Raw genomic sequence first — 23,673 nt, 5'->3', positions numbered from 1 at the left:
AAATTGTATCTTATAATATAATACGACATTATTTGTCGCTTTGTTGAGATAACTTTGAATGGGAAGTATAAAATATTATATTTATTCTTCTTAAAGTGAATTGGATTATTAAAAAATGTTAAATTTGCAAATTATTAATAACAAACACTAGTATTAACTTTTAAATACACAAGATAGATGAAAAAAATCTACATGAGTGCACTCTTCTTATGCGCTACCGCTGTATTATATTCTCAAAATGTATTGTGGCAGAAAGACATCAAATCCTCGACTCAGGATTTTCTTTCTCAGGTAACCACTACGATTGACGGGCAGTATCTGATTACAGGAAGCTCTATTCAAAGCTCTAAGCTTCAGGCAGAAGGCAACAAACAAAATAACGGTTACGATTTCCATTTGGTTAAATTAAACCAACAAGGAGAAGAAGTCTGGGAAAAATATTTCTCAGGACAGAACCATGATTTCCTTTCCGCTGCAGTGAATACCCAGGAAGGAGGCTTTCTTCTGGCTGGAACTTCCTATTCCGGAAAAGGAATGGATAAAAAGGAGGATTCCAAAGGTGGATCCGACTTGTGGCTGATCAAAATCAATGAATTCGGGGAAGAACAATGGCAGAAAACATTGGGAACTGCTTCTGATGAAGAAGCCAGAACGGTGATTCAAACGACAGACTTAGGATACTTTGTAGCAGGAAATGTTCAGAACTCAACCAAAGGATTTGGTTCTAAAGACATCTGGATCATCAGATTGGATAAAACAGGAAAACAGACTTCAGAACTCATCTTAGGAGGAAAAGGACTGGATGAAGTAGAGAAAATGATTCCTACTAAAGATGGAGGTGTCTTGCTAGGGATCTATTCGAGAAGTTCCGAGGTTCGTGGTACGGGTTCCATGTCTAACTCCCAGAAATCGAAACCCGAGAACACGTATCCCATATCCCGCTTCGCGAAAACTACCACTAACGAAGGTGAAGGTGATTACTGGATTATCAAGCTTTCTAAAGACGGGAAAGTAGAATGGGAAAAGAACTATGGTGGAAAAGCGGATGATCATCTGAGAACATTGGCTTTAACTTCCACGGGATATTTGATCGGTGGAGAATCAAGATCAGAAAGATCAGGAAACAAAACCGCAGGAATAGAGGAAGGAACGGACTTATGGCTGATTTCCTTAAATGAAAGAGGAGAAGAATTATGGCAGAAATCCTACAACTTCAAGAACAGGGATGTTTTGATGGGAATGAGTGTGATCAGTGGGATGATGGAAGCAGGAAGCGGGAAGTCTAATGAAAATACAACCAAAGGAATACTATTAGGAGGTTATACTCAGGCAGAAGGAAGAATAGAAAGTGATGATGAGACATTCTGGATGCTGTATCTGGATCAGGAAGGGAAAGAACAGTGGAGAAAGCATGTGAAAGGAGAATCCAGAAAGAAGGAAGAAAGATTATCGGATATTAAGCTTAACAGAGACGGTTCCATTATTTTAGCAGGAACCAGTGCAGAGGAATTAGGCAAAGAGAACTGGAAGATTGTGAAACTGGGAGACGGACAGATTGATCAGCTAATTGAAAAGCAGGATATCAGAGTCTATCCAAATCCTGTATCAGATTACACCTATGTAGAGATCGGATATGAGTTTAAGGAAGCAGATATTTTACTCTATGATATGAGTGGTAAGTTATTACAGCAAACCAAGACAAAAAATAAGGTAACCAAGATCAATACCCAACCTCTGATCCAGGGAGCTTACCTGATCACAATAAAAACGGACACCAGTAAAACAGCAAATGCTAAATTGATTAAGAAATAAACTAAGATGAGAAAAATATTATTAACACTATCTATTGCTTTAGTTAAGGTATGTATGGGGCAGGATTTTGAAACAGGTTTCTCCAAGCCTGTAGCTTCTGTATCCTCATTATCTACCTATACCAATTCCCCTGTTTCTTATGCCACGGGAGTGCCGGATATTTCATTCCCATTGGTTTCTCTTCCAACCAATAGCGAAGATATTATCGCCGGAATGAACATCAGCTATCATCCTAAAAATTTACTAAGTGGGGAAAAAGCCAGCGAAGTTGGATTAGGATGGAGCTTATTGGGTATCAATGGCGTTATATCCAGAGAGGTTGTTAAAGAATTGGATGAAAAGTATGATGATGCTTCAAGCGGTAATTACATCAAAAATGAATTTAATGATATCTACTATTATAATATAGGAGGGTATAGTGGAAAATTCAGAATCATAAGAGATCTTACTAACAATACTTTTCAACTTATTAAACTCACCCCTTCTAATCTTAAGATTGAATATGTAAGAAACAGCAATACCGCTACTTTGATATTCAACAGTTTCAAAATAACAGATGATAAGGGATACATCTATGTTTTTGATAAAAATTCAATTTCTGAATATAAGAATGGGTCACAGATTAATGATTATAAAAGTGCATTTTTCCTGACTAAAATCTATGATTACAAGATGCAGGAGTTGGTGTCCATGGATTACCAAGTGGATGTTTATTATCCGATGGCAGATCCGCTTACTCCGTATCAGAACTGTAAACTAAAAAAGATTTGGTCAAAAGATAATGGTTCTATAGAATTGGATTATACCTACACCGAATCTCTTAAAAATTCGATGAACGACCCATACCAGGTAAACTCTATTATTTTAAAGAATAATGCAGGGAATATTATTTCCAAATTAGAATTTATATATAATACCTCAAGTTTTACGAACCCTTACGATTATAAGGAATCTATTTGGAAAAGAGCATTATGGAAAATCAAAAAATATAGTTCAGACCTTGCCAAAAGTGAGATGACCGAATTTGAATATAATAACTCAGGAAGTTCTAAAGAGTATGGCCCGGTATCAGGACAATTTAAAGATTATTTCTTATGTGATTACGCTTCTAACAATCCAGGAACCAATGAAATTGAAAACCCTAAATACTTCTCTCTCGGTTCTTTAAAAAAAGTAAAATTGCCTACAGGCGGAGTCGTGGAATATAACTTTGAAGCCAATGAGTATGCCCATGAAAATTTCACGCAATACATGGCAGATTTTAATGATAATATGGTATACTTTGGAAACCCCCAGTTTCAATACCTGAAACCCATTTACACTACAGATTTTGATACTAATCTATCAACAACTTATAACTTTACAGTGACTAGTACTCCAATGACTAATAAAGCTGTGTATGTAAAATATATTGTGAACGAGATTTATCCTTATCCGCCGTTAATTGATCCGGGTGATGGTTCTCAACCTTCTCTTACTTATACTATTCTTGATGCTAACTATAATGATGGCCATACAAATGTTTTATGTTCAACACCTCCGCCAATAGTATCATCTACAAAATTTATGTTAGCACCAGGAGCTCACACCATTAAAATACAAAGCCCAACAGGTGGTAAAGGACATATAGAAGTTTATGAAATGGCCATTAAAGATGCTCCTTATAAAAATGCAATTGTTGAGAGAGATCTGGGTGTAAGAATAGAAAGTATCAAGTATTTTGAGAACTTCAGTTCCCAAACTCCAGCAAAATTTGAAAAATTTGCTTACGATAAGTTTGATGATACCAATTCCTCGAGCGGAGAAAGTATAGAGGAAGGAATGAATATGGGGTATCCGATTCAGTCTATTATTTATAAAAATGTAAAAGTATTAAATGGAGACACCGGAGGTTATACTAAATATTATTATAAAGCTCCATCTGCTTATCCTGTACAGCCCTCATTCCCTTACAGGTACTGGCCGAATATCAATATAACCAAAGGCGGACTGATTGATAAAAAAGAAGTCTATAATACCGGAAATCAATTATTAGCTTCTGAAAACTATGATTATACAATTGCTGAGATGAATATACCCAATTATGTTCCTCTTGCGGATGGTGATTATGAAACCAAAACAGCATGGATTAAAGAACAACGGATTACTTCGAAAGTATTTGGCCAAAATGCCAGAGCGCTGACTTCCAGTTCAGAAACCGTCAGGTCTGCTGATGATTTCAATCTAATTACCGAAAAAACGACAAACTCTGACGGAAGTATTGACGAAACTATCTATAAGTATGCGAAAGATAAAAATCATACAGCTTTGATCAATGTTAATATATTGGGAATTCCATTAGAAACTCAAATAAAGAAAAACGGGACAGTTATTGCTAAAAGTGAGACCAGGTATGACAATACATTATTATTATACCCTACAGCTGTCCTTGGATATACCCCTGATAATTTAGTCGACAGCTATATGGGAATCCGATATGATGCTTATGATGAAAAAGGACATATAGTTCAGTACTCTACTACACCGGATTCTCCGACAGGTTATGGAACTCCTTCTACCATCATTTGGGGATATAATAAAACTTTACCGATTGCTAAAATAGATGGAGCTACTATATCTGACATTCCTCAACATCTGATTGATGCCATTGTAACCGCCTCCAATGAAGATGCTAATGCCACTCCGGCTACTGCACAAACGAAAGAAGATGCTTTATTAGCACAATTGGAAAGTTTTAAGAATAATAGTGTATTATCAAATTTTAGTGTCACCGCATTTACATACAATCCTCTGATTGGCTTAACGAATGTACTGCCTCCCAGCGGAATACGGGAAATTTACCTCTATGATAGTTTTGGCAGACTGGAAAAAGTAAAAGATGTGAACGGAAAAGTGTTAAAAGAATACCAGTATAACTACAAACAGTAATTAAGTGATGAGTCATAAGTTATAAGTGATGAGTGGAAATATATTCCCTTTCAAACTTTTAATTTCTAACCTCGAACTTCTAATCTCTAAAGAAATGAAAAAAATATTATTTATATTCCATATAGTGTTTGTAGCCGGATTATTCTATGCACAAACCCCTACTGCGTCGCAGAACTATATTTACTCTAAAACCTACCTTTCCGAAGACGGAAGCAAAAAATCCGAAGCCGTACAGTATTTTGACGGATTGGGAAGACTAAAGCAGACCGTTTCGGTAAAATCTACCCCATCCGGAAAAGACCTTGTTGTGCCTGTGTTTTATGATGAACTGGGGAGACAGGCTAAAGATTTTTTACCGTTGCCTATTATTACAGCCAATTCGGGAATACAAGCCGTATCCGAAACAGATATTAATTCTTATTATGGCGTTATCAATGCATTTAGAGAAAAAATCATTGATAACTCTCCTTTAGAAATGATTTTGGAAGTTGCAGCTCCCGGAGATGTCTGGAAAAAAGGGTCGGGGCACACCATACAATCGCAATATGAAACTAATGTTTCAGCCGACCAGGTAAAAAAATATATCATCACTTCATCCTGGGCAGATGCTACCTTATCCGCCACTGTTCCAACTGTGGAATGGTATGGAGAAAGTCAATTGATGAAGAACATTACCGTTGATGAAGATGGTAACAAGAATATTGAATTTAAAAATTCACAGGGACAGACTATTCTAACAAGAAAAATGAACGGCACTACTCCTGTAGACACCTATTACATCTATAATATATATGATCAGCTTGCTTATGTAATCACTCCCAAAGCGGATGTACAGATCTCTCAAAATGGGAATTTTGTTACCCAAACTATTTTGAATGAGTTTTGTTATCAATATAAGTACGATAATAGAAATAGAATAGTTGAAAAATATATTCCCGGAAAAGGATGGGAACAGATGGTTTATAATAAAAAAAACCAAGTTATTCTGCACCGCGATTCTAACCTTAAGAATGGAATTAACGGTTATGTAGATAATGAGGCATGGTTTTTTACTAAATATGATCAGTTTGGCAGGGCAATTTATACCGGAATTTCTCGGGATGGAACGCCAAGGCATCAAATTCAAAATGCAGTTAATAGCATACATTATGTAGATTATGAGACAAGAAATTCTAGTCTCACTCTTAGTGGAATGACTATTGAATATACTAATTATTCTTACCCTGTCGTTCTTTCCAAGCTTCTTAGTGTCAATTATTATGACGATTACGCTTCAATAGCACCGGCAAGGCCTTCAACCATTTTAGGAAAGGCCACTTTAAGTGCTACACCTACTCAATATTCTTCGGGTGGGGTAGTTTCTTACCGGAGTATCAAAGGAATGCCTGCTTCTTCTTACGTTAAAAATATTGAAGATGACAACTGGACCGGGTCTCACATCTGGTATGATGCGGAGGGAAGGGCCATAGGCTCCCACTCCATCAACCATTTAGGAGGCTATACCAAAACCGAAACGGAGCTTGATTTTGCTGGAGCGGTATTGCAAAGCAAAACCTATCATAAAAGATTAAGTACTGATACGGAAAAAGTCATTACAGAAAATTTTGTGTATGATGATCAGAACAGGCTGCTTATCCATAAACACCAGATTGACAATAACCCGGTGGAAGTACTGAGCCAGAATACATATAACGACCTTGGCCAGCTGGAAGTAAAAAAAGTAGGAAATACCATTGCTTCCCCATTGCAGACTATCAACTACACCTATAACATCCACGGTAAATTGACGAAGATCAACGATCCGGGTAATTTGGGTGATGACCTGTTTGGGTACAAAATCAATTATAACCAGGTAGAAGGCATGGAAATCCCCAATTCCGATTTTACCGACCTGAAGGTAAAAGCCAGATATAACGGAGATATTGCTGAAGTAGCCTGGAAAACCCTTACACAAGAAAATGAACCGCTCAAAAGATACGGATATGTATATGACGATCTCAACAGGTTAAGCGTGGGGTTCTACCAGAAGGCAGGAAGTGAATCAGCCAAAGAATATTTTGAAAAGATTGATTATGATATCGACGGAAGCATCACTAGATTAAAAAGATCGGAAGGTGTATCAGTTGGAAACACTTTTGCCACTATGATCGATAACCTGAAATATGAGTATAACGGGAATAAGCTGACCAAAGTAACCGATGAACAGCAAAACCCGTCCGGTTATCCTTATATAGCAACCCCGAACACTATTACGTACGATGCCAACGGAAATATGAGCACGCATTTGGATAAAGGGATTTCCTCCATCCAATATAATTATTTAAATTTACCCAACCAGATCACCCAAAACTCTAAAGTAACCAGCTATACTTACAGAGCAGACGGGGTGAAGGTGAAGAAGCTCTTTGGAGATATAGAAACGAATTACCTGGATGGCTTCCAGTATAAGTCTACAAAACCATCTGAAACTGCCACTCCCGGAGGCATTACCGCGGAGCCTGATCCTAATGAAGTGGCAGAAATGAAGCTAAGGATCATTCCTACGGCCGAAGGGTATTACGATGCATTAGCCAACCAATATATTTATAATTTCACAGATCATTTAGGAAATGTAAGAGTAAGCTATACGGATACCAATAAAGATGGTGTTATCCAGCCAAGACAATATAGTATAACCCATTGTACAGGTGGAACGGCATGGTATGATCCTCCGATTTGCTATAATGAATGGCAACCCGGAGAAATTGTAGAAAATAACAACTACTACCCTTTCGGGATGCTGCATAATTACACAGCCACTACCCAGAATGCTTACCAATACAAATTTAATGGCAAAGAATTAGAAGAAACAGGGATGTATGCCATGGACTGGAGACATTATATGCCGGATATTGGCAGGTTTACAGGAATAGATGCTTTATCTGAATCATATAATAACCACACTCCATACCATTTCGCATTGAATAACCCTGTCAATTATTCCGATCCTACAGGAATGTATTCCGTAGATGCCAATGGTAATATTTCTACTTCAAATTCAGTTGAAATAGATGCATTGATGAATTATTTCAAAAAAGGGAACAAGGTAAGCTCTGTCGATAAGTATGTAAGTAGTAGTCCTCTTTTCTCTTTGGAACTTACTATTCCCGAAGTTGTAATAGTTGGAAGAAAGAAAAGCGGCTTCAAAAAAGGTTCTTACAATTCGGCAGTTATGGCAAGTGCTATTAGAAAAGTACGGGATAACTGGAATTTCCAACAGAACTGGAACACTTGGCAAACAGCCATTACAGAAACAAAAATAGGCCAGTCTGTCAGCGATGTTGAACAGTTCTTATTTATGGATATCCCGTTGTCTTTTGCCGGTGGAGAGCTTTTTGTTGCCGGATGGAGAGCTGCCGGGGTGAGCAGGTACATTTGCCGGCCTCTGGGAAGACTGACTAAAGGACTTATTAAGATCTGTTTTACAGAAGGTACGTTGGTTTTAGTAGAAAATGGAACTAAAAAGATTGAAGATATCAAAGAAGGAGATCTGGTATGGAGCTATAATGAAAATACTGGTAAAAGGGAGCTTAAAAAGGTAGTAGCCCTATCCCGCAATACTTCTTCTTCATTAGTAAAAATCTCTGTAAACGGTACAGAAATTACCTGTACTCCTGAACACCCTTTCTACGTAAGCGGAAACTGGATAGAAGCTAAAAATCTTACGAAAGGAATGCTCCTTACTACTTTAGACGGAAAAAATTTCCCTGTAGAATCTATTAATTTCTTGGATGCAAGAGTAAAAGTTTATAATTTTGAAGTAGAAGACAACCATAATTATTATGTTTCTGAGAAAAATATTCTTGTTCATAATGATTGTTCCTTGATGAATGAATTTATGGGACATTTTGGTAAATATGTCTCAAATCTTGATGCTAGTATTAATATGGGATGGTTTACAGGTGATGTTATGGAATTGCAAGTTAATGCTATATTACGAAGCTCGAGTGCTCCTAGAAATGGTGTAATGAAAGCATTAACAGAAACAGCTGAAAGTATGGCAAGGAAATATGGAATGAGTGAAGTTCGTATACAATTCAATATGGTTCATAATTCTTTTCTTAAACATGGAGGATGGGCAGATGAACTAGGATATTATTTTAGTAGAGAAGGAGATATTGTTGTTTGGGAAAAAGTTTTACATTAGTTATGAAAGCAAAAGAATTTAAAAAAGAGGTTTTAGAGATTACCCTTAGATGTGTGGACAGAAAACCTGAAGATTGGACAACATTTAATGATAAAATGCATACAATATTCTTAGAGGATAATTATGTTCCAACGAAAGCATCTTTATTGTCAAATGAATTACCAATATTAGAGTGTGATTTATATGATTCTTATTTACTTGTAACTTCAGATAGAGTTATTTCTATTATTAACGATAAGTATCATGAGATTTACCCAATTGATTTTTATGAGCTTTGCAATGATTATGAAAAGTTTAATTATAAAAAAGAAGGCGATCATCCCAAAACTAATATTATATGTATTCAGAAAATAGATGGATTTAAAGTTCTAGTAAAAATAGATTCTGATTATCCTGCTTTTTTTACTAAAATATTAATTTACAATATTATGTTATATAAAAAAGAAGGAAGATGGTTTTTAAATCCAAGGAAAAATAATTATGAGTAAGAATATTTTGATAAGCTAAATAAACAATAAAAAAGAGATTGACCAAAAATCAATCTCTTTTATTAGAAAAGTAAGTCTATAACTTTGAAGTTGAGGACAACCATAATTATTATGTTTCTGAGAAAGAGATTTTAGTGCATAATGATTGTGGAGTAAGTGCAATTATTGAAGCAATGCCATTTGATGAATATGTAACTTATGATAATTCTGTAAGAGGAATACAAAATATCAATAAAGGAGAAAATAAAGGGGATAAACAAGGTTCAATTATATTTTACAGAGGAGGTAAAGAACTAAAAAGACAAGCATATAAAGAGTTTCTAAAAAAATACCCTAATTTTAAATAATTTATAATCTCTTTGTATGAAAAATATTTTATGTCTTTTGACGCTATTTCTATTATTTAATTGTAATAAATATGAAGAAAAAAATGATAGAATAAAAAAAGTAGATACTTTAGCTATTGATACTAATACGCTTGATATTAATGATCAAAAATCAAATGATGAACTAAACAAAATGATACTTAGCAATGATACTATAATATATAAAAAGTATCGTAGAAAATACATGACAAGTGGACATTCTAAAGAATTTATTTACTATGCAATATTAATGGCAGAGAAAAACAATTATGCGGAAGCTTACAGAGATATAGCTGATATTCTTGATTTTGCCTTAGATGACCCATTAGCATACAATAGTCAATATGCTTCTTATTGCTTATTAAAAGCCTACGAAATGAAAAGTCAACGTGCGATTTCATCAGTAAACTACGTATATACAGAAAAAGGAAAAAAAATACCATCATCGTCTTCAATTTATTGTAATAAATAGATTTGACAAAAATAGAGTATTGGATTCAATACTCTATTTTTGTCAACGAATGTCAATCCCGGGAAATTGTAGAAAATAACAACTACTACCCTTTCGGGATGCTGCATAATTACATTGACCTTCTCCCATAAAACCTTACCATTTAAAAGTAGAGATTTTCAATAAAATTATAACTTTAAAAAAAGAAAATCTTATGAAAAAGAGCAAATTCACGGAGAGCCAGATTGTCTTCGCCTTAAAGCAATCTGAGACAGGGGTCAAAGTTGAGGAGATCTGTCGTAAAATGGGCATCAGTGAGGCAACCTATTACAATTGGAAAAAGAAATATGGGGGATTGGGTATTTCTGAGCTTCGGAGGTTACGACAGTTGGAAGAAGAAAACAGCCAGCTCAAAAAACTGATAGCAGATTTGAGTTTGGATAAGCAAATTCTACAGGATGTTTTGAAAAAAAAGTTCTGAAGCCAGCCCAAAAACGTGGGTTGGCTACGGAAATACATGATAATTATAAGGTATCATTAAGAAGAAGCTGTGATTTGGTAATTCTGCAACGAACGGTTTATTACTATCAATCTCACCGTAGGGATGATACGGCCCTTAGAATGCGGCTGGTGGAGCTTTCACAAATTCGTGTCCGTTATGGCATTCAACGCTTGCAGGTTCTTCTCAGGCGTGAGGGTTGGAAAGATAATCATAAACGGGTGTATCGGATTTATTGTGAGGAAGGCTTGAATCTACGTAGGAAGAAGAACAAGAGAATAAAATCCGCAAGGAACAGAAAGCCTACGGACGGTACATCCTCCAGTTTACACGAATGTTGGAGCATGGATTTCATGAGCGATGCCTTGTTTGATGGGAAGAGATTTAGGCTTTTGACTTTAGTTGATAATTATAGTAGAAAATGCTTGGCCATCGAGGCGGGAATTTCCATCAAGGGAGAAAACGTCACAGAAATATTAAAAAACATTACCTTTGAAGAGAAGGTTTTTCCCGAGCGTATCAAAATAGATAATGGTCCTGAATTTATCAGCAAAGAATTGGATAGATGGGCTTATGAAAAGAACGTAGAATTGGAATTCTCCAGACCTGGAAAACCTACTGACAATGCATTTATAGAGAGCTTTAACGGTTCATTGAGGGATGAGTGCCTAAGCGTAAATTGGTTTTTGTCGCTTCAGGATGCACAGGAAAAATTAAATGCATGGAAGTTGGATTATAATGATTACAGACCGCATAGCTCATTAGGAAATCTAACCCCGAATGAGTTCATCGAAATGCAATCAAAAAAGCAAATTTCTCTATTTTAGATTGGTAATATTAACGGGGAGAGGTCAAAATGAAAGAAGAATCTATCATTTAGAATGGAAACAAAATTGGGTAGCTTACAATGCATATCATTCTTTTTATAATATCTTTGTAACTAATTGTTTAACAAATAGATTTAATTATTATCAAAATGTTAAAAAGAAGTAGCCTTTTTATATTTGTTTTTATATTCTCATTTATTGGATGTAGCACTCAAAGGCATTTGGTACAAAAATATTTCATCGGATTGGAACAACAAACTTTCGACAACTGTATGAAGAGTGATTTCACCATATATTCTATAAAACGAGACCCATCAAGTTCTAATAAATTAAAGGAAGACTGCAAAGTTCCTGGGATGACATATATTATGATGAAAGAAGGAACAATAGACTTAATTGAATCTTCAAAAATTAAAGGTGATTTTGTAATAATTAATACAATTACAAGTAATTTAACTATTCCATCATCTACAATTTCAATATTGAAAATAAAGGATAACGAAGAGTTATTTATTATTAGAAAAAATGCAGAAAATAAAACGGTTAAAGAATCTTATAAAAATATTAATCCTAATGATGATTTTCTATCAGAAAAAAAGAATGATATTATTGCTATTGAGAATTACATAATGAAAAACACTAAGAATAATGTTACAGAAATTGTAAATAAGAATGTTGAATCAAATAACTATCATGTAGTTGCAAAAGTTAATGGGAAATATATCATAAAAGAATTATATTGTATTGAAAAATAAACATTAAAAGTTGACTTTTTCAATACTGGTATCGCTACTTTTTTAGGACAAAAGTTTACACTTCAATAGAACAAAAAATTAGAGTATTGAAATCAATACTTTAATTTCATTGGTAATTTTTGGAAGAAGGTAAGTTCTTTAAGATATAAAAAAACATCCCAAACCACTCCTTCTGGAGGTATTTCCTACTGGATCATTCCTACGCCTGAAGGGTATTATGATGCATTGGCCAACCAATATATCTATAATTTCACAGATCATTTAGGAAATGTAAGATTAAGCTATACGGATACGAATAAAGATGGGATCATCCAGCCAAGACAATACAGTGTAACCCATTGTACAGGTGGAACCGCCTGGTATGACCCTCCAATTTGCTTTAATGAATGGCAACCGGGAGAAATTGTAGAAAATAACAACTACTACCCTTTCTGGATGCTGCATAATATTCAAAATTTTGACGCCACAGGAAGTTATTTTTTTCCTGGAGGAAATAGGAGATCTTCTATTATTAATCATTCTAATATAGATGAAGCCTATAAAAATGAGGTCTTATATAAAATATTAATATAAAAGATGAAAAACTTAGCATTTAAAACATTCTTATTTTTAAACGGATTAATACTTTTACAGAATATTCAATTTTTATGTACATACTTATTCGAATTTGATATTTTAGCGTTTTTACCAAATCTAATTTCTCATTATTTTTTCTTTATTACTTATTTTTTAGGAATAATAATGTTTTTTTGGACACTTTTTTATATTAAAAAATTAAAATGGTTAATTGTTTTATTCTTAATTAATATTACTATAGAATATTTTGTAGTTTTTTATGTAATTGGAGATTCGTTTTAAAGAATAACAAATTTATTAAATGTACTGAAAATATAAATAGTATTGTCTTTCAATGCTATTTATATTAATTGGAGAATTTATAATTGTGATCCCACGAACGGATATATCGTAATATTTAAAAATGGAGAGATTATCCATAGAGAACTTTTTAAAAATTATATAAAATAAATATTAAATGAATATTTTTAAGTTTATAATAATCAGTATTTTTCTACTAATTCTTTTTTCTTGTAATAAAGAGCACATCAATAATGCTAACAAACAAAAAGGAGGAGATCCTGTAAATTCAGGGAATAATAGATTTGTTCCTAATGATTCTATTAATACCTTTCTAAAAAATGCGCTACAAAAAGGAGATACCATAGCTTATGCTAAAGCCTACCATTATTTTGCTATTTATCATTATAAAAAAGAGTTTTTATATTATTCTATAACAATGGCAAATCAACATAATTACGGGCAAGCATATTTTGATACATATTATTTTTTGAAGTTTCTTAATCATGATAATGGTCTTAATACAAATTCAAATTTGATAGATTATTATTTGCTAAAAGCATATGAACTAAAAAATATTGATGCTAAAGAAATTGTAAAAGACAATTATTTAGACAAAGGATTAGAAGTTCCCAAATCTTCATCAATATTAACAAAATAGGCTATGTATCTATCCTTAAAATATGAATTAACATATAGAGTATTGCAATCAATACTCTATTGTTCTTTAAAGTGACAGAAGGATGCATATTTTGACTCTCAAAAGGATAAAAATGATGAAGTAGATTTTTCAAAATTTGATTTTACACAATTTGGAGCTGATGAGATAATTGATGAAGAACCTGTAAATTTCTTTGGAAAATCGGATGAAAAAGTTTTTCATCAAACATTTGAAAAAATGCTTAAGAAGTTTAAAAATACTAAAGGAGATGGCATTTTTAGAGTATTTGGACATGGAAACTCCAGATTGATATTTAATGGCGGAGGTGGCGGATACTCCATTCATAATAATACTTTATGGTGGTGGACGAATCCTAGTGCAGCTTATCAATTTGGATCAGCAAATATGTTGAAATTACAAAGCCCTGATCTTGGAAGTAGCTATCTTGACGGATTTATAGGAGGAGCCAAATCAACTTGGAATTATAAAAAATAAATTTTTATGGATAATAGTTTAGATCTATTCAAGTATAATAATGAGTTGATTAGTATTAAAGATATGAACAATGATCTTGAGATAAGCCAAGCGAAATGGAATGATATTTTTGAATATTTTTTAACCCAAACCTCTCATGTGTACTTTCTAGGGTTTAAACGATGGATAGAAAATGACAATCTTATGAATACTATTAATTTCATTTCAGAGAAAATATTAGTTAATATAGGAAATGACAATAGAATTATTTTATGCAAGTTAAAATCAAATATATTAATAATGGATAGAACATTAATAAATAGAATGTTTTACTATTATGAGTATCCAACATTGATTTTTATAAAAGATATTAATCAAGAAGAAGCCTTAATCAAATACGCTGAAAAATTGCCATTAGGTGATACACCTTTAACAGATTTACCATATTTGTTTACAGCTTCAAGGGAATCACAACTTGATGTACTCTGGTTACGTAAAAGTCTGGACATGGATTTCCCATGGAAAACTATACGATCACCATTAGCTTTGAATGAAGAAATATCTCGACCGTGGTATAAAAAATTATTAAACTCAATAGGCTTTAACTGGGACATTAAAATTACTAAAAATAAGTGAAGTTTAACAACAGGATTTTACATAAAGATATAAGCCTTCTTTTGATTGAAGATTTTGATATAAACAGATGGGATGATGTAAGTCGTCTGAAAAAAATATATAAATCTTTATTTTCAAAAAATGATACAATCTTCTTCTCGTTTAGACGAGAAGAAGATTTAACTGATGAGAATGAACTAAAAAGACTTAGAATTAAAATTCTTGAGACTTTTAATGATGAAGGAGAATACGTAGTACTAAGAAAATTAGATGATTCCCGTTTTGATAGTGTCGCCAGAATAACTATAAATGAAAACACCTATAATTTTCTTTTTGATATTTGGAATTATTTTTATAGTTGTACCTTTTTTATTCCTACAAAAGGGTTTACTTTTTCTGATTATATTACCTTCCAGAAAAAAATTAAATTTCAGGATAAAGGAAATGAAAAATTATTAAGTAATGATTATACAAATTTCAGTTGTATAAAAGGACTTGGTGGAGATAATTTGATAATAAGCTATCAAAATAATTATCAATTACCCGATTTGACTAATTACCATTAATAAGCTCCTTTTTATTCTTAAATTGGTTTAATAGAAGGAAAGAACAAATCAAAAAATATTTCTTTTACCAAGTATACAGCTCCAGGAAAGCGGAATGTATGACTTCGGAGCGAATGTATATGCCGGATTTGAGAAGATAGAGCGATAGTGGAAAGCTATCGCCCCCAATCCAAAAAAATAAAATAATGGAAAAAACAGTATTACAAGAAATTTTACAAAAAATTGATAAAGACATTATAATTCTTGATTCAACAAAAATTGATTCCTTCATAATGGATAGAGAATATTTTTTAGACGTATTTGAAACACGTTATGAAATTTCATTAGAAATAAATAAACCTATCAAAGGTCTTAAAGAAACTTTAGATTCGTTTAGGGCTAGTTCTGATAAAGAAATTAAATCTACATCTATTAATGATTCTAATTTTGATATAATATTATATACTGATATTCATTTTAATAAAGTATATGGAATCGTAAATTTTATGTAGCTAATTATAATAAAGTTAATTTTTTCAAACATATTTATTAAAATTAGGGTGTAAATACATATCCAAATTTTAATTTAAACACGTTTCAAAAGAAAACGAACTGACAATTGTAGAAAATAACAACTACTACCCTTCCGGGATGCTTCATAATTATACAGTGACCAAGAGCTGCAAGAGACCGGAATGTATATGCCTGATCTGGGAAGATAAGGAAGTAATCTTACCATTACGCGATGAATAACCCTATCAGGCTTACTCTAAAGAATTTCCATAAAAAAACCTCCCTTACGGGAGGCAAAAACACAAATGATGAAAAAAAAATTATTTGAAATTATTTAATTCCTTTACAAAGTTACCCTCTTAAAAGGTAACATCTTATGAGTAAAGTCATAAAAATGTTATTTTTTGAAGATATTTTTATGGGGGTTACTCCCATTCTATCGTTGCAGGTGGTTTACTTGAAATATCATATGCCACTCTGTTGATTCCTCTTACCTCATTGATGATTCTGTTGGAAACCGTTTCAAGGAACTCATAAGGTAATTTGCTCCATGTTGCCGTCATGAAATCAATCGTATTAGCGGAACGAACTACCGCAGTATATTCATAAGTTCTCTCATCTCCCATTACCCCTACAGATTTTACTGGGAGTAATACCACGAAAGCCTGGGAAACCTTTTCATACAGATCATTTTTATATAATTCTTCAATGAAAATATCATCCGCTTCCTGAAGGATTTTTACTTTTTCAGCATCTACAGCTCCCAGTACCCTGATTCCTAAACCTGGTCCCGGGAAAGGGTGTCTGTGTACCAAATGATGTGGAATTCCAAGCTCCTCGCCTACTTTTCTTACTTCATCCTTGAAAAGCTCTCTTAACGGCTCTAATAATTCGAATTCCATATCTTCCGGAAGCCCGCCCACATTATGGTGTGATTTAATTACTGCTGAAGGTCCGTTCACGGACTGGCTTTCGATAACATCAGGATAAATGGTTCCCTGTGCCAAGAATTTAGCTCCTTCAATTTTATGAGATTCTTCATCAAAGACATGAATAAATTCATTTCCGATGATTTTTCTTTTCTGCTCAGGATCATCAATACCTTCAAGCTTGGATAGGAACCTGTGAGAAGCATCCACCATTTTGATATTCATATGGAAGTGCTCACCGTAGTTATCCATTACTTTCTGGCCTTCATTCTTTCTCAATAAACCGGTATCAACGAAAATACAGGTTAACTGATCTCCGATAGCTTTATGGATCAAAACAGCCGCTACAGAAGAGTCTACACCGCCTGAAAGTCCAAGGATCACTTTATTGTCTCCTACTTTTTCACGGATCTCAGCAACCGTTTTTTCGATATAATTGGTTAATTTCCAGTTTTTCTCAGCGTTACAGATTCCGAATACGAAATTTTCAAGCATTTTGCCTCCTTCTTCCGTGTGGGAAACTTCAGGGTGGAACTGAACGCAGTAAATGTTTTTCTCAGCATTAGAAATGGAAGCAATAACTCCTGAAGTGGCATTAAGCTCAAAACCGGGAGGCAACATTCCTACTTCATCGAAATGGCTCATCCAAACGATAGAATTTTGAGAAACTCCCTGCAATAAAGCATTTTCTTTTACAATTTCCAGATGAGCTTTTCCATACTCTCCTTTTACCCCTTTGTGTACTTTTCCGCCTAAAAGGTGTGCCGTTAATTGCATTCCGTAGCAGATTCCCAATACAGGAATTCCCTGCTCATATAATTCTTTCTCAACCAGGTGAGCATTTTCTGCATTCACAGAACTTGGTCCTCCGGAAAGGATAATTCCTCTCGGTTGTTTTTCTAATAGTGTTTGTATAGGTGTATTGAAAGGCAAAATTTCAGAATAAACTCCCATCTCACGGATTCTTCTTCCGATAAGCTGATTGTATTGAGATCCGAAATCTAATATGATAATACCGTTGTCCATTGTAAGTGATGAGTTATAAATTATAAGTGATGAGTTTATATAAACTCAAATTGTTCTTTTTGAATTGACTTTCCTCTGAAAATCAATGCCATTAGTTTTACAAAAAAAGACTTGGAAGCACTCCAAATCTTTTTTTATGGTTTTTATCAGAATTTTCCGATGTCTTCTCTGTAAAAACTGTAGTCGAAGTGAACCGGGATGGCATCTTCATAAACTTTCTTACGGGCTTCATCGTAAGTAGCCCCTGTAGCTACCAGATTTAATACTCTTCCACCGTTAGAAACTACCTTATCTCCTTTTTTCACAGCTCCTGCATATAATAACTGGCTGTGTTTCACTTTGTTTTCTCCTACGATTTCAAAGCCTGTCTCGATGTTTCTCGGATACCCTCCTGAACACATGACCAGACACACCGCTTTTTCATTTTTGAATTTAAGCTCGATGTCTTTTCCGTTCATACAGTCGTTGATCACATCCAAAAGGTTGTTTTCCATAAGAGCCATTAGAACCTGAGTTTCAGGGTCTCCGAATCTCATGTTGTATTCCAGAAGGTAAGTTCCTTTTTTCGTTACCATTAATCCGAAGAAAATGATTCCTTTAAAGCTGAACCCTTCTCCTTTCAGCCCCGCAATAGTAGGCTCAAGGATATTTTTCTCGAAGTCTGTATAATGTTCCTGTGTAAATTCAGGGCTTGGTGCAACAGAACCCATACCTCCTGTGTTTGGTCCTTTATCACCGTTTCCTGCTTTTTTATAATCTTTTACAGGAATACAAGGGAATAATCTTTCACCGTTTGAGAATGCAATGATAGAAGCCTCAAAACCTTGTAAATATTCTTCGATAACCAATTGAATTCCTGCATCTCCATAAATTCTACGGATCATAAAATCGTGGATGGTAGCTTCTGCTTCTTCAACTGTATCGCAGATTACCACACCTTTTCCACCCGCCAGACCACTTGCTTTAACCACTAACGGATATTCCTGGGTCTGAACATATGCTTTTGCATCAGGATATGAATCAAATACCACAGCTTTTGCTGTTTTGATATCATAGGTCTGCATAAATTTCTTAGAGAAAGCTTTACTTCCTTCAAGACTTGCTACTTTCTGAGTCGGACCGAAAACTTTAAGATCGTGTTTCTTAAACTCATCCTTTAAACCGGCTACCAATGGAGCTTCAGGACCTACGATCGTTAAATCTACTTTTTCTTTAATCGCGAAATCTCTAAGTTCTTTGATTTCTGATAAATGAACATTTTTCCCTATTGCATCGGTAGTCGCGTTTCCGTTAGCAAAAAACATTTTAGTAACTCTGGAGTCTTTATGAAGTCTTGCTGCCAAAGCAGATTCTCTCCCACCTTCACCTATGATTAATATTCTCATACTTTATTAATTAACTAGTCTAATTTTACAAATATATAATTTTGAATGCTATAAATACAATCTCAAAATCAATTTTAATTCTATTTTAATTAGTGTAAAAAGTGTCTCATCCCTGTAAACATCATCGGAATAGCATGCTCATTCGCTGCCTCGATGCTGTCCTGGTCTTTTACACTTCCACCCGGCTGAATAATTGCCTTGATACCTTCCTGAGCGCAGAAATCCACTACATCACGGAACGGGAAGAAAGCATCTGAAGCCAATACCAAATCCCCTGAGAATTTCTCTTTGGCTCTTTCAATAGCCTGTTGTGTAGCCCAGATTCTGTTGACCTGACCTCCACCGATTCCGAAAGCCTGGATTCCGTTGGAAACAACAATAGCGTTTGATTTCACGTACTTCACCACTCTCTGAGAGAACAGTAATGCTTTTTTCTGCTCTTCCGTAGGTTGTACGTTTGTTACCACTTTGATCTCTTCAGAGAAGTGAGTATCATTATCCTGAACCAGCATTCCGCCATCTATCTTCACCCACGTTTGCTTATCGGTAACAGGATTTACAATTTTTATAATTCTTAAGTTCTTTTTCTTTCTTAAAACTTCCAGAGCATCCTCATCAAAGTCAGGCGCCATTACGATTTCAAGGAACGTTTTGTTTAATTCTTCAGCTGTTGCGGCGTCGATTGTATAGTTCATGGCAACAATTCCGCCAAAGATGGAAACCGGATCACATTCGAAAGTTTTCTGATAGGTTTCCAATGCTGAAGTTCCGATCGCAACTCCACAAGGTGTAGAGTGTTTTACCGCACAACAAGCCATCTCTTCTTTAAACTCATTTACTACTTTCCAGCAAAGGTCCATATCGCGAAGGTTGTTGAAAGAAAGCTCTTTTCCTCCTAACTGTTCGAAATCCTTCATAGCTCCGTTTTCGAAAGTAGAAACATAATAAGCTGCTGTCTGATGTGGGTTTTCACCGTATCTCAGGTCGGAAACTTTCTTATAAGATGCATTTAAATACGTCGGATATTCTTCATCTAAAAGCATTCTTGAAATAGCTGCATCATAAGCAGAAGTAAGATTGAATACTTTTCCGGCTAATTTCTTACGCGTTTCAATATACGTATCACCGTTTTGTTCCATTTCCAGTTTTACTGTTGTATAATCTTCCACATCAGTAATCACGGTAACAGAGTCAAAGTTTTTAGCCGCTGAACGTAACATGGAAGGACCACCGATATCGATAAATTCTACCTTTTCATGTAAAGAAATGTCTTTGTTTACATTTTCAAAGAAGGGATAAAGATTTACGATCACCATGTCTATCAGACCAATTCCGTGCTCCTGAACTGTCTTCATGTGCTCTTCGTTGGAACGTACTGCCAAAAGCCCACCGTGAACTTTCGGGTGCAAGGTCTTCACTCTGCCATCAAGCATTTCAGGGAAATTGGTAACCTCATCAATCTGAATTGGATTTAAACCAGCGTCTTTCAGATGTTTGAAAGTACCTCCCGTAGAAATTAATTCATAATTCTGGGCTTCCAAAAACTGCGCGAATTCTATTAACCCGCTTTTGTCAGAAACACTGATTAAAACTCGTTTGCTCATAGATTTTTTCATTTTTTAAGCTGAAATCGCGCATCTGCGATTTTTTGCTCATTTTACTTTCGATTTTTTACTTTTTACAGCTATTTCAAACTGTATTCCGGGTCTTTCACCTCCGGATTTACTTTATTTTACTTAGATTTTATCAAAATGCTTTCGAAATATTTTTTTCAAAATCTAATGTGTTTTTAATTAATGTAACAATGTATCAGTATAACAATCTAACAATGACTATAATTGGTAAACTGATAAATTATTAGATTGGTACATTATTTAATACTTTATTAATGGCTTTCGGGAAAATTTCATACTCGATCTGGTGTACTTTTTCCGCCAACGTTTCAGGAGTGTCGTTTTCCGTTACTTCAAAACATTTTTGAAGAATGGTTTCTCCCTCATCAATTCCTGATGTTACGAAATGAACCGTTGCCCCACTCTCTTTTTCCTTAGCTTCAATAACAGCATGATGAACGTTCATCCCCCACATTCCTTTTCCTCCGAATTTCGGTAGCATGGCAGGATGGATATTAATGATTTTACCTTTCCAGGCTTCACAGAGCTCAGGTTTCAGGATAGATAAGAATCCTGCCAATACAATTAAATCTGTATTCTCAGGAATTACCTTACTTAATTCACTGCTGAAATTCTTTCCTCTTGGAATAAGTATATTTTCTATATGATGATTTTTTGCTCTTTCAAGTCCGTAACATTCTCTGTCTGCTACTACGAGAGTTACTTTGGCATTCCTGATCTCTCCATTGTCAATAGTATCTATGATCCTTTGAAGATTGGTTCCGGAACCTGAAACGAGTACAACGATGTTTTTCATGTTATTAATGTAACAATGTATTAGTCTAACAATGTAACAATGAATGTATTGGTACACTGATACATTGATAAATTGTTATATTGACAAATTTATTTTCTCGCTTCCTTCCGTGATTTCTCCGATCTCGTAAGCATCATCCAAAAGATGCAATACTTTTTCTGCATGTTCCGCATCTACTACGATCGTCATTCCCACTCCCATATTAAAGGTTCCGAACATTTCCTCACGAGTTACGCCGCCTCTTTTTTCCAGTTCAAGCATAACACTTGGGATCTGGATTTTTGATGCATCGATAGAAGCACACAATCCTTCAGGAATAATTCTTGGAACGTTTTCGTATAAACCTCCCCCTGTAATATGAGCAATACCGGCAACATTTACCTCTCCAATCACTTTATGAATGTCTTTATAGTACAGTCTTGTAGGTACCAAAAGGGTTTCGTATAATGGTTTTCCTTCAAATTCTTCTTCAAAATTCGGGAATACTTTTCTTACTAATGAAAAACCGTTGGAGTGGAAGCCGGAACTTGGCAATGCGATGATTTTATCACCTGCTTTAATTTTAGAACCGTCGATGATCTGGTCTTTTTCTACAATTCCTACACAGAATCCTGCCACATCATAATCTCCCGGCTGGTACATTCCCGGCATTTCTGCGGTTTCTCCACCGATCAATGCACAATTATTATCCTTACAAGCTTCTACCATTCCCAGAACGATTTCCGCAGCGATTTCCGAATCCAGTTTTCCGCAAGCCAGGTAATCTAAAAAGAATAATGGTTTTGCACCGTGACAAAGAATGTCATTGGCACACATTGCGAAACAATCTATTCCGATAGAGCCGTACTTTTTAGTATCTAAAGCGACTTTCAGCTTGGTTCCTACACCGTCTGTTCCGGAAACCAAAACAGGGTTTTTATACCCTCCTATTTCGTAGAAAGCCCCAAAACTTCCCAAATGGTTCAATACATTGGAATTATGGGTTTCACCCACCGCTTTTTTGATCTTGTCAACGGTTTTGTATCCTTCTTCTTTGTCTACTCCTGCAGATTTGTAAGTGTTGCTCATGCTTAATAATTTAACAATCTAACTAATGTAACAATGTAGCAATTTGAAAATCTATCAATAATTTGAATTGGTAAACTGTTACATTGATAAATTGGTACATTTATATTTACTTTTTATATCGGTTTTTCAGAAAATAAAAAGCCGACAATCTTGGTAGATTATCGGCCGTTATTTTATCTCAGAATTTCAGAGCCCACAGTTTCTCCTTTTTGGGAAAAACATTCTTTAAAAGTGGCCTGAATTTTCATTATTTTTCTTTTTGCAAAAATAGTAATTTTAAATGAATATTCAAATTCTATTTTTCAAGGATGGTTTCGATGGCTGAAATCTTTTTGATTTTCTCTCTTAATTCATTGTCTTTCTCTTCGTTAGAAATTTTCTGTCCGCCCTTATCAAAATTGTCATTAAAAAACGGAAGTGAAAAAGTTTCTACGATATTTCCACCGTGGAAAGGGAAACGCTTTGTGGCAGCTTCTAAAACTCCGGCTCCGCCTCTTGCTCCGGGAGCGGCAGACATTAGCAGCATTGGTACTTCATTCCACACTGTTCTTTCCTTGATTCTGGAAACCCAATCGAATACATTTTTAAAAGCTGTGGAATAAGTCCCGTTATGTTCCGGCAAGGAAACTAACAGTAAGTTCGCGGCATCAATTTTCGCTGCAAAATCTTTTGCTTCCTGTGGAATACCGTCTTTAAGCTCTCTTTCATGTTTATAAATCGGCATTTCAAAAGGATTTAAATCTATTACTTCCACTTCTGCATTATCAAATATTGTAGAAGCATAAGCAACTAATTGTTTGTTCATCGAAACTTCGGAATTGCTTCCTGCTATTGCTAAAATTTTCATGTATTGATCTGTTA

General features: G+C 34.6%; 19 protein-coding genes and 1 pseudogene. 14 read left to right on the top strand and 6 right to left on the bottom strand.

The window, feature by feature from the left end; translation table 11 throughout:
- The first annotated feature begins 177 nt into the window (after window positions 1–177).
- The 14 genes and pseudogenes from BCF58_RS09810 (at window position 178) to BCF58_RS09745 (ending at window position 15,973) form a co-directional block, all read left to right on the top strand.
- Window positions 178–1,812 (top strand): T9SS type A sorting domain-containing protein, encoded by a 1,635-nt coding sequence (locus BCF58_RS09810; protein WP_121461611.1) that lies wholly within the window; start codon window positions 178–180, stop codon window positions 1,810–1,812.
- A 6-nt stretch (window positions 1,813–1,818) separates the two neighbouring features.
- A complete protein-coding gene (locus BCF58_RS09805; protein ID WP_147462052.1) occupies window positions 1,819–4,740 on the top strand; it encodes a hypothetical protein in 2,922 nt (973 codons plus the stop codon).
- A 94-nt stretch (window positions 4,741–4,834) separates the two neighbouring features.
- A complete protein-coding gene (locus tag BCF58_RS09800) occupies window positions 4,835–8,926 on the top strand; it encodes a DUF6443 domain-containing protein (RefSeq protein ID WP_170149000.1) in 4,092 nt (1,363 codons plus the stop codon).
- A 2-nt stretch (window positions 8,927–8,928) separates the two neighbouring features.
- Window positions 8,929–9,414, top strand: coding sequence for a hypothetical protein (locus tag BCF58_RS09795; protein WP_121461608.1), 486 nt, complete (start codon window positions 8,929–8,931; stop codon window positions 9,412–9,414).
- Between the two features lie 80 nt (window positions 9,415–9,494).
- Window positions 9,495–9,761, top strand: a pseudogene (locus BCF58_RS17535) (hypothetical protein); the annotation flags it as partial.
- A gap of 16 nt (window positions 9,762–9,777) precedes the next feature.
- Window positions 9,778–10,251, top strand: a complete 474-nt coding sequence (locus tag BCF58_RS09785) for a hypothetical protein (RefSeq protein ID WP_121461607.1) — start codon at window positions 9,778–9,780, stop codon at window positions 10,249–10,251.
- Between the two features lie 193 nt (window positions 10,252–10,444).
- Window positions 10,445–11,556, top strand: a protein-coding gene (locus tag BCF58_RS09780; RefSeq protein WP_121461606.1) for an IS3 family transposase whose coding sequence is annotated in 2 segments (ribosomal slippage) — window positions 10,445–10,700 and window positions 10,700–11,556 — 1,113 coding nt in all. Because the reading frame shifts where the segments join, the coding sequence is not laid out codon by codon here.
- A 272-nt stretch (window positions 11,557–11,828) separates the two neighbouring features.
- The gene (locus tag BCF58_RS09775; protein WP_134197396.1) at window positions 11,829–12,311 is read left to right on the top strand and encodes a hypothetical protein; all 483 of its coding nucleotides are present in this window, start codon (window positions 11,829–11,831) and stop codon (window positions 12,309–12,311) included.
- Between the two features lie 225 nt (window positions 12,312–12,536).
- Window positions 12,537–12,884: a hypothetical protein gene (locus BCF58_RS09770; RefSeq protein ID WP_121461604.1), complete on the top strand. Its 348-nt coding sequence runs from the start codon at window positions 12,537–12,539 to the stop codon at window positions 12,882–12,884.
- A gap of 460 nt (window positions 12,885–13,344) precedes the next feature.
- Entirely contained in the window at window positions 13,345–13,827 is a 483-nt protein-coding gene (locus tag BCF58_RS09765; RefSeq protein WP_121461603.1) for a hypothetical protein, read from the top strand.
- 237 nt (window positions 13,828–14,064) lie between these two features.
- Entirely contained in the window at window positions 14,065–14,322 is a 258-nt protein-coding gene (locus BCF58_RS09760; RefSeq protein WP_121461602.1) for a hypothetical protein, read from the top strand.
- Window positions 14,323–14,328: 6 nt separating this feature from the next.
- The gene (locus tag BCF58_RS09755) at window positions 14,329–14,937 is read left to right on the top strand and encodes a hypothetical protein (RefSeq protein WP_121461601.1); all 609 of its coding nucleotides are present in this window, start codon (window positions 14,329–14,331) and stop codon (window positions 14,935–14,937) included.
- The gene (locus tag BCF58_RS09750) at window positions 14,934–15,482 is read left to right on the top strand and encodes a hypothetical protein (protein ID WP_147462051.1); all 549 of its coding nucleotides are present in this window, start codon (window positions 14,934–14,936) and stop codon (window positions 15,480–15,482) included. The genes BCF58_RS09755 and BCF58_RS09750 overlap by 4 nt, the downstream gene beginning before the upstream one ends.
- Window positions 15,483–15,667: 185 nt before the next feature.
- Window positions 15,668–15,973, top strand: coding sequence for a hypothetical protein (locus BCF58_RS09745; protein WP_121461599.1), 306 nt, complete (start codon window positions 15,668–15,670; stop codon window positions 15,971–15,973).
- Between the two features lie 426 nt (window positions 15,974–16,399).
- Here BCF58_RS09745 and guaA read toward each other — a convergent pair whose 3' ends face one another.
- The 6 genes from guaA to BCF58_RS09715 form a co-directional block, all read right to left on the bottom strand.
- On the bottom strand, window positions 16,400–17,929 hold the full coding sequence (gene guaA / locus BCF58_RS09740) for a glutamine-hydrolyzing GMP synthase (protein WP_121461598.1): 1,530 nt from the start codon (window positions 17,927–17,929) through the stop codon (window positions 16,400–16,402).
- Window positions 17,930–18,075: 146 nt separating this feature from the next.
- Window positions 18,076–19,314, bottom strand: coding sequence for a phosphoribosylamine--glycine ligase (purD, locus tag BCF58_RS09735; RefSeq protein WP_121461597.1), 1,239 nt, complete (start codon window positions 19,312–19,314; stop codon window positions 18,076–18,078).
- Window positions 19,315–19,403: 89 nt separating this feature from the next.
- Complete coding sequence (purH, locus tag BCF58_RS09730) at window positions 19,404–20,918, bottom strand: bifunctional phosphoribosylaminoimidazolecarboxamide formyltransferase/IMP cyclohydrolase (protein WP_121462031.1); 1,515 nt, start codon at window positions 20,916–20,918, stop codon at window positions 19,404–19,406.
- Between the two features lie 253 nt (window positions 20,919–21,171).
- Window positions 21,172–21,744 carry a phosphoribosylglycinamide formyltransferase gene (gene purN, locus BCF58_RS09725; protein WP_121461596.1) on the bottom strand — a complete coding sequence of 191 codons (573 nt, stop codon included), beginning with the start codon at window positions 21,742–21,744 and terminating at the stop codon, window positions 21,172–21,174.
- A 75-nt stretch (window positions 21,745–21,819) separates the two neighbouring features.
- A complete protein-coding gene (gene purM / locus BCF58_RS09720) occupies window positions 21,820–22,812 on the bottom strand; it encodes a phosphoribosylformylglycinamidine cyclo-ligase (RefSeq protein WP_121461595.1) in 993 nt (330 codons plus the stop codon).
- 295 nt (window positions 22,813–23,107) lie between these two features.
- Window positions 23,108–23,659, bottom strand: a complete 552-nt coding sequence (locus tag BCF58_RS09715; RefSeq protein WP_121461594.1) for an NADPH-dependent FMN reductase — start codon at window positions 23,657–23,659, stop codon at window positions 23,108–23,110.
- Window positions 23,660–23,673 lie beyond the last annotated feature (14 nt).

It is taken from the genome of Chryseobacterium defluvii (genome assembly GCF_003634775.1).
GTDB lineage: Bacteria > Bacteroidota > Bacteroidia > Flavobacteriales > Weeksellaceae > Chryseobacterium > Chryseobacterium defluvii.
Note: the sequence above shows the minus strand (reverse complement) of the source record. Positions and strands in the feature narration are given on the sequence as shown.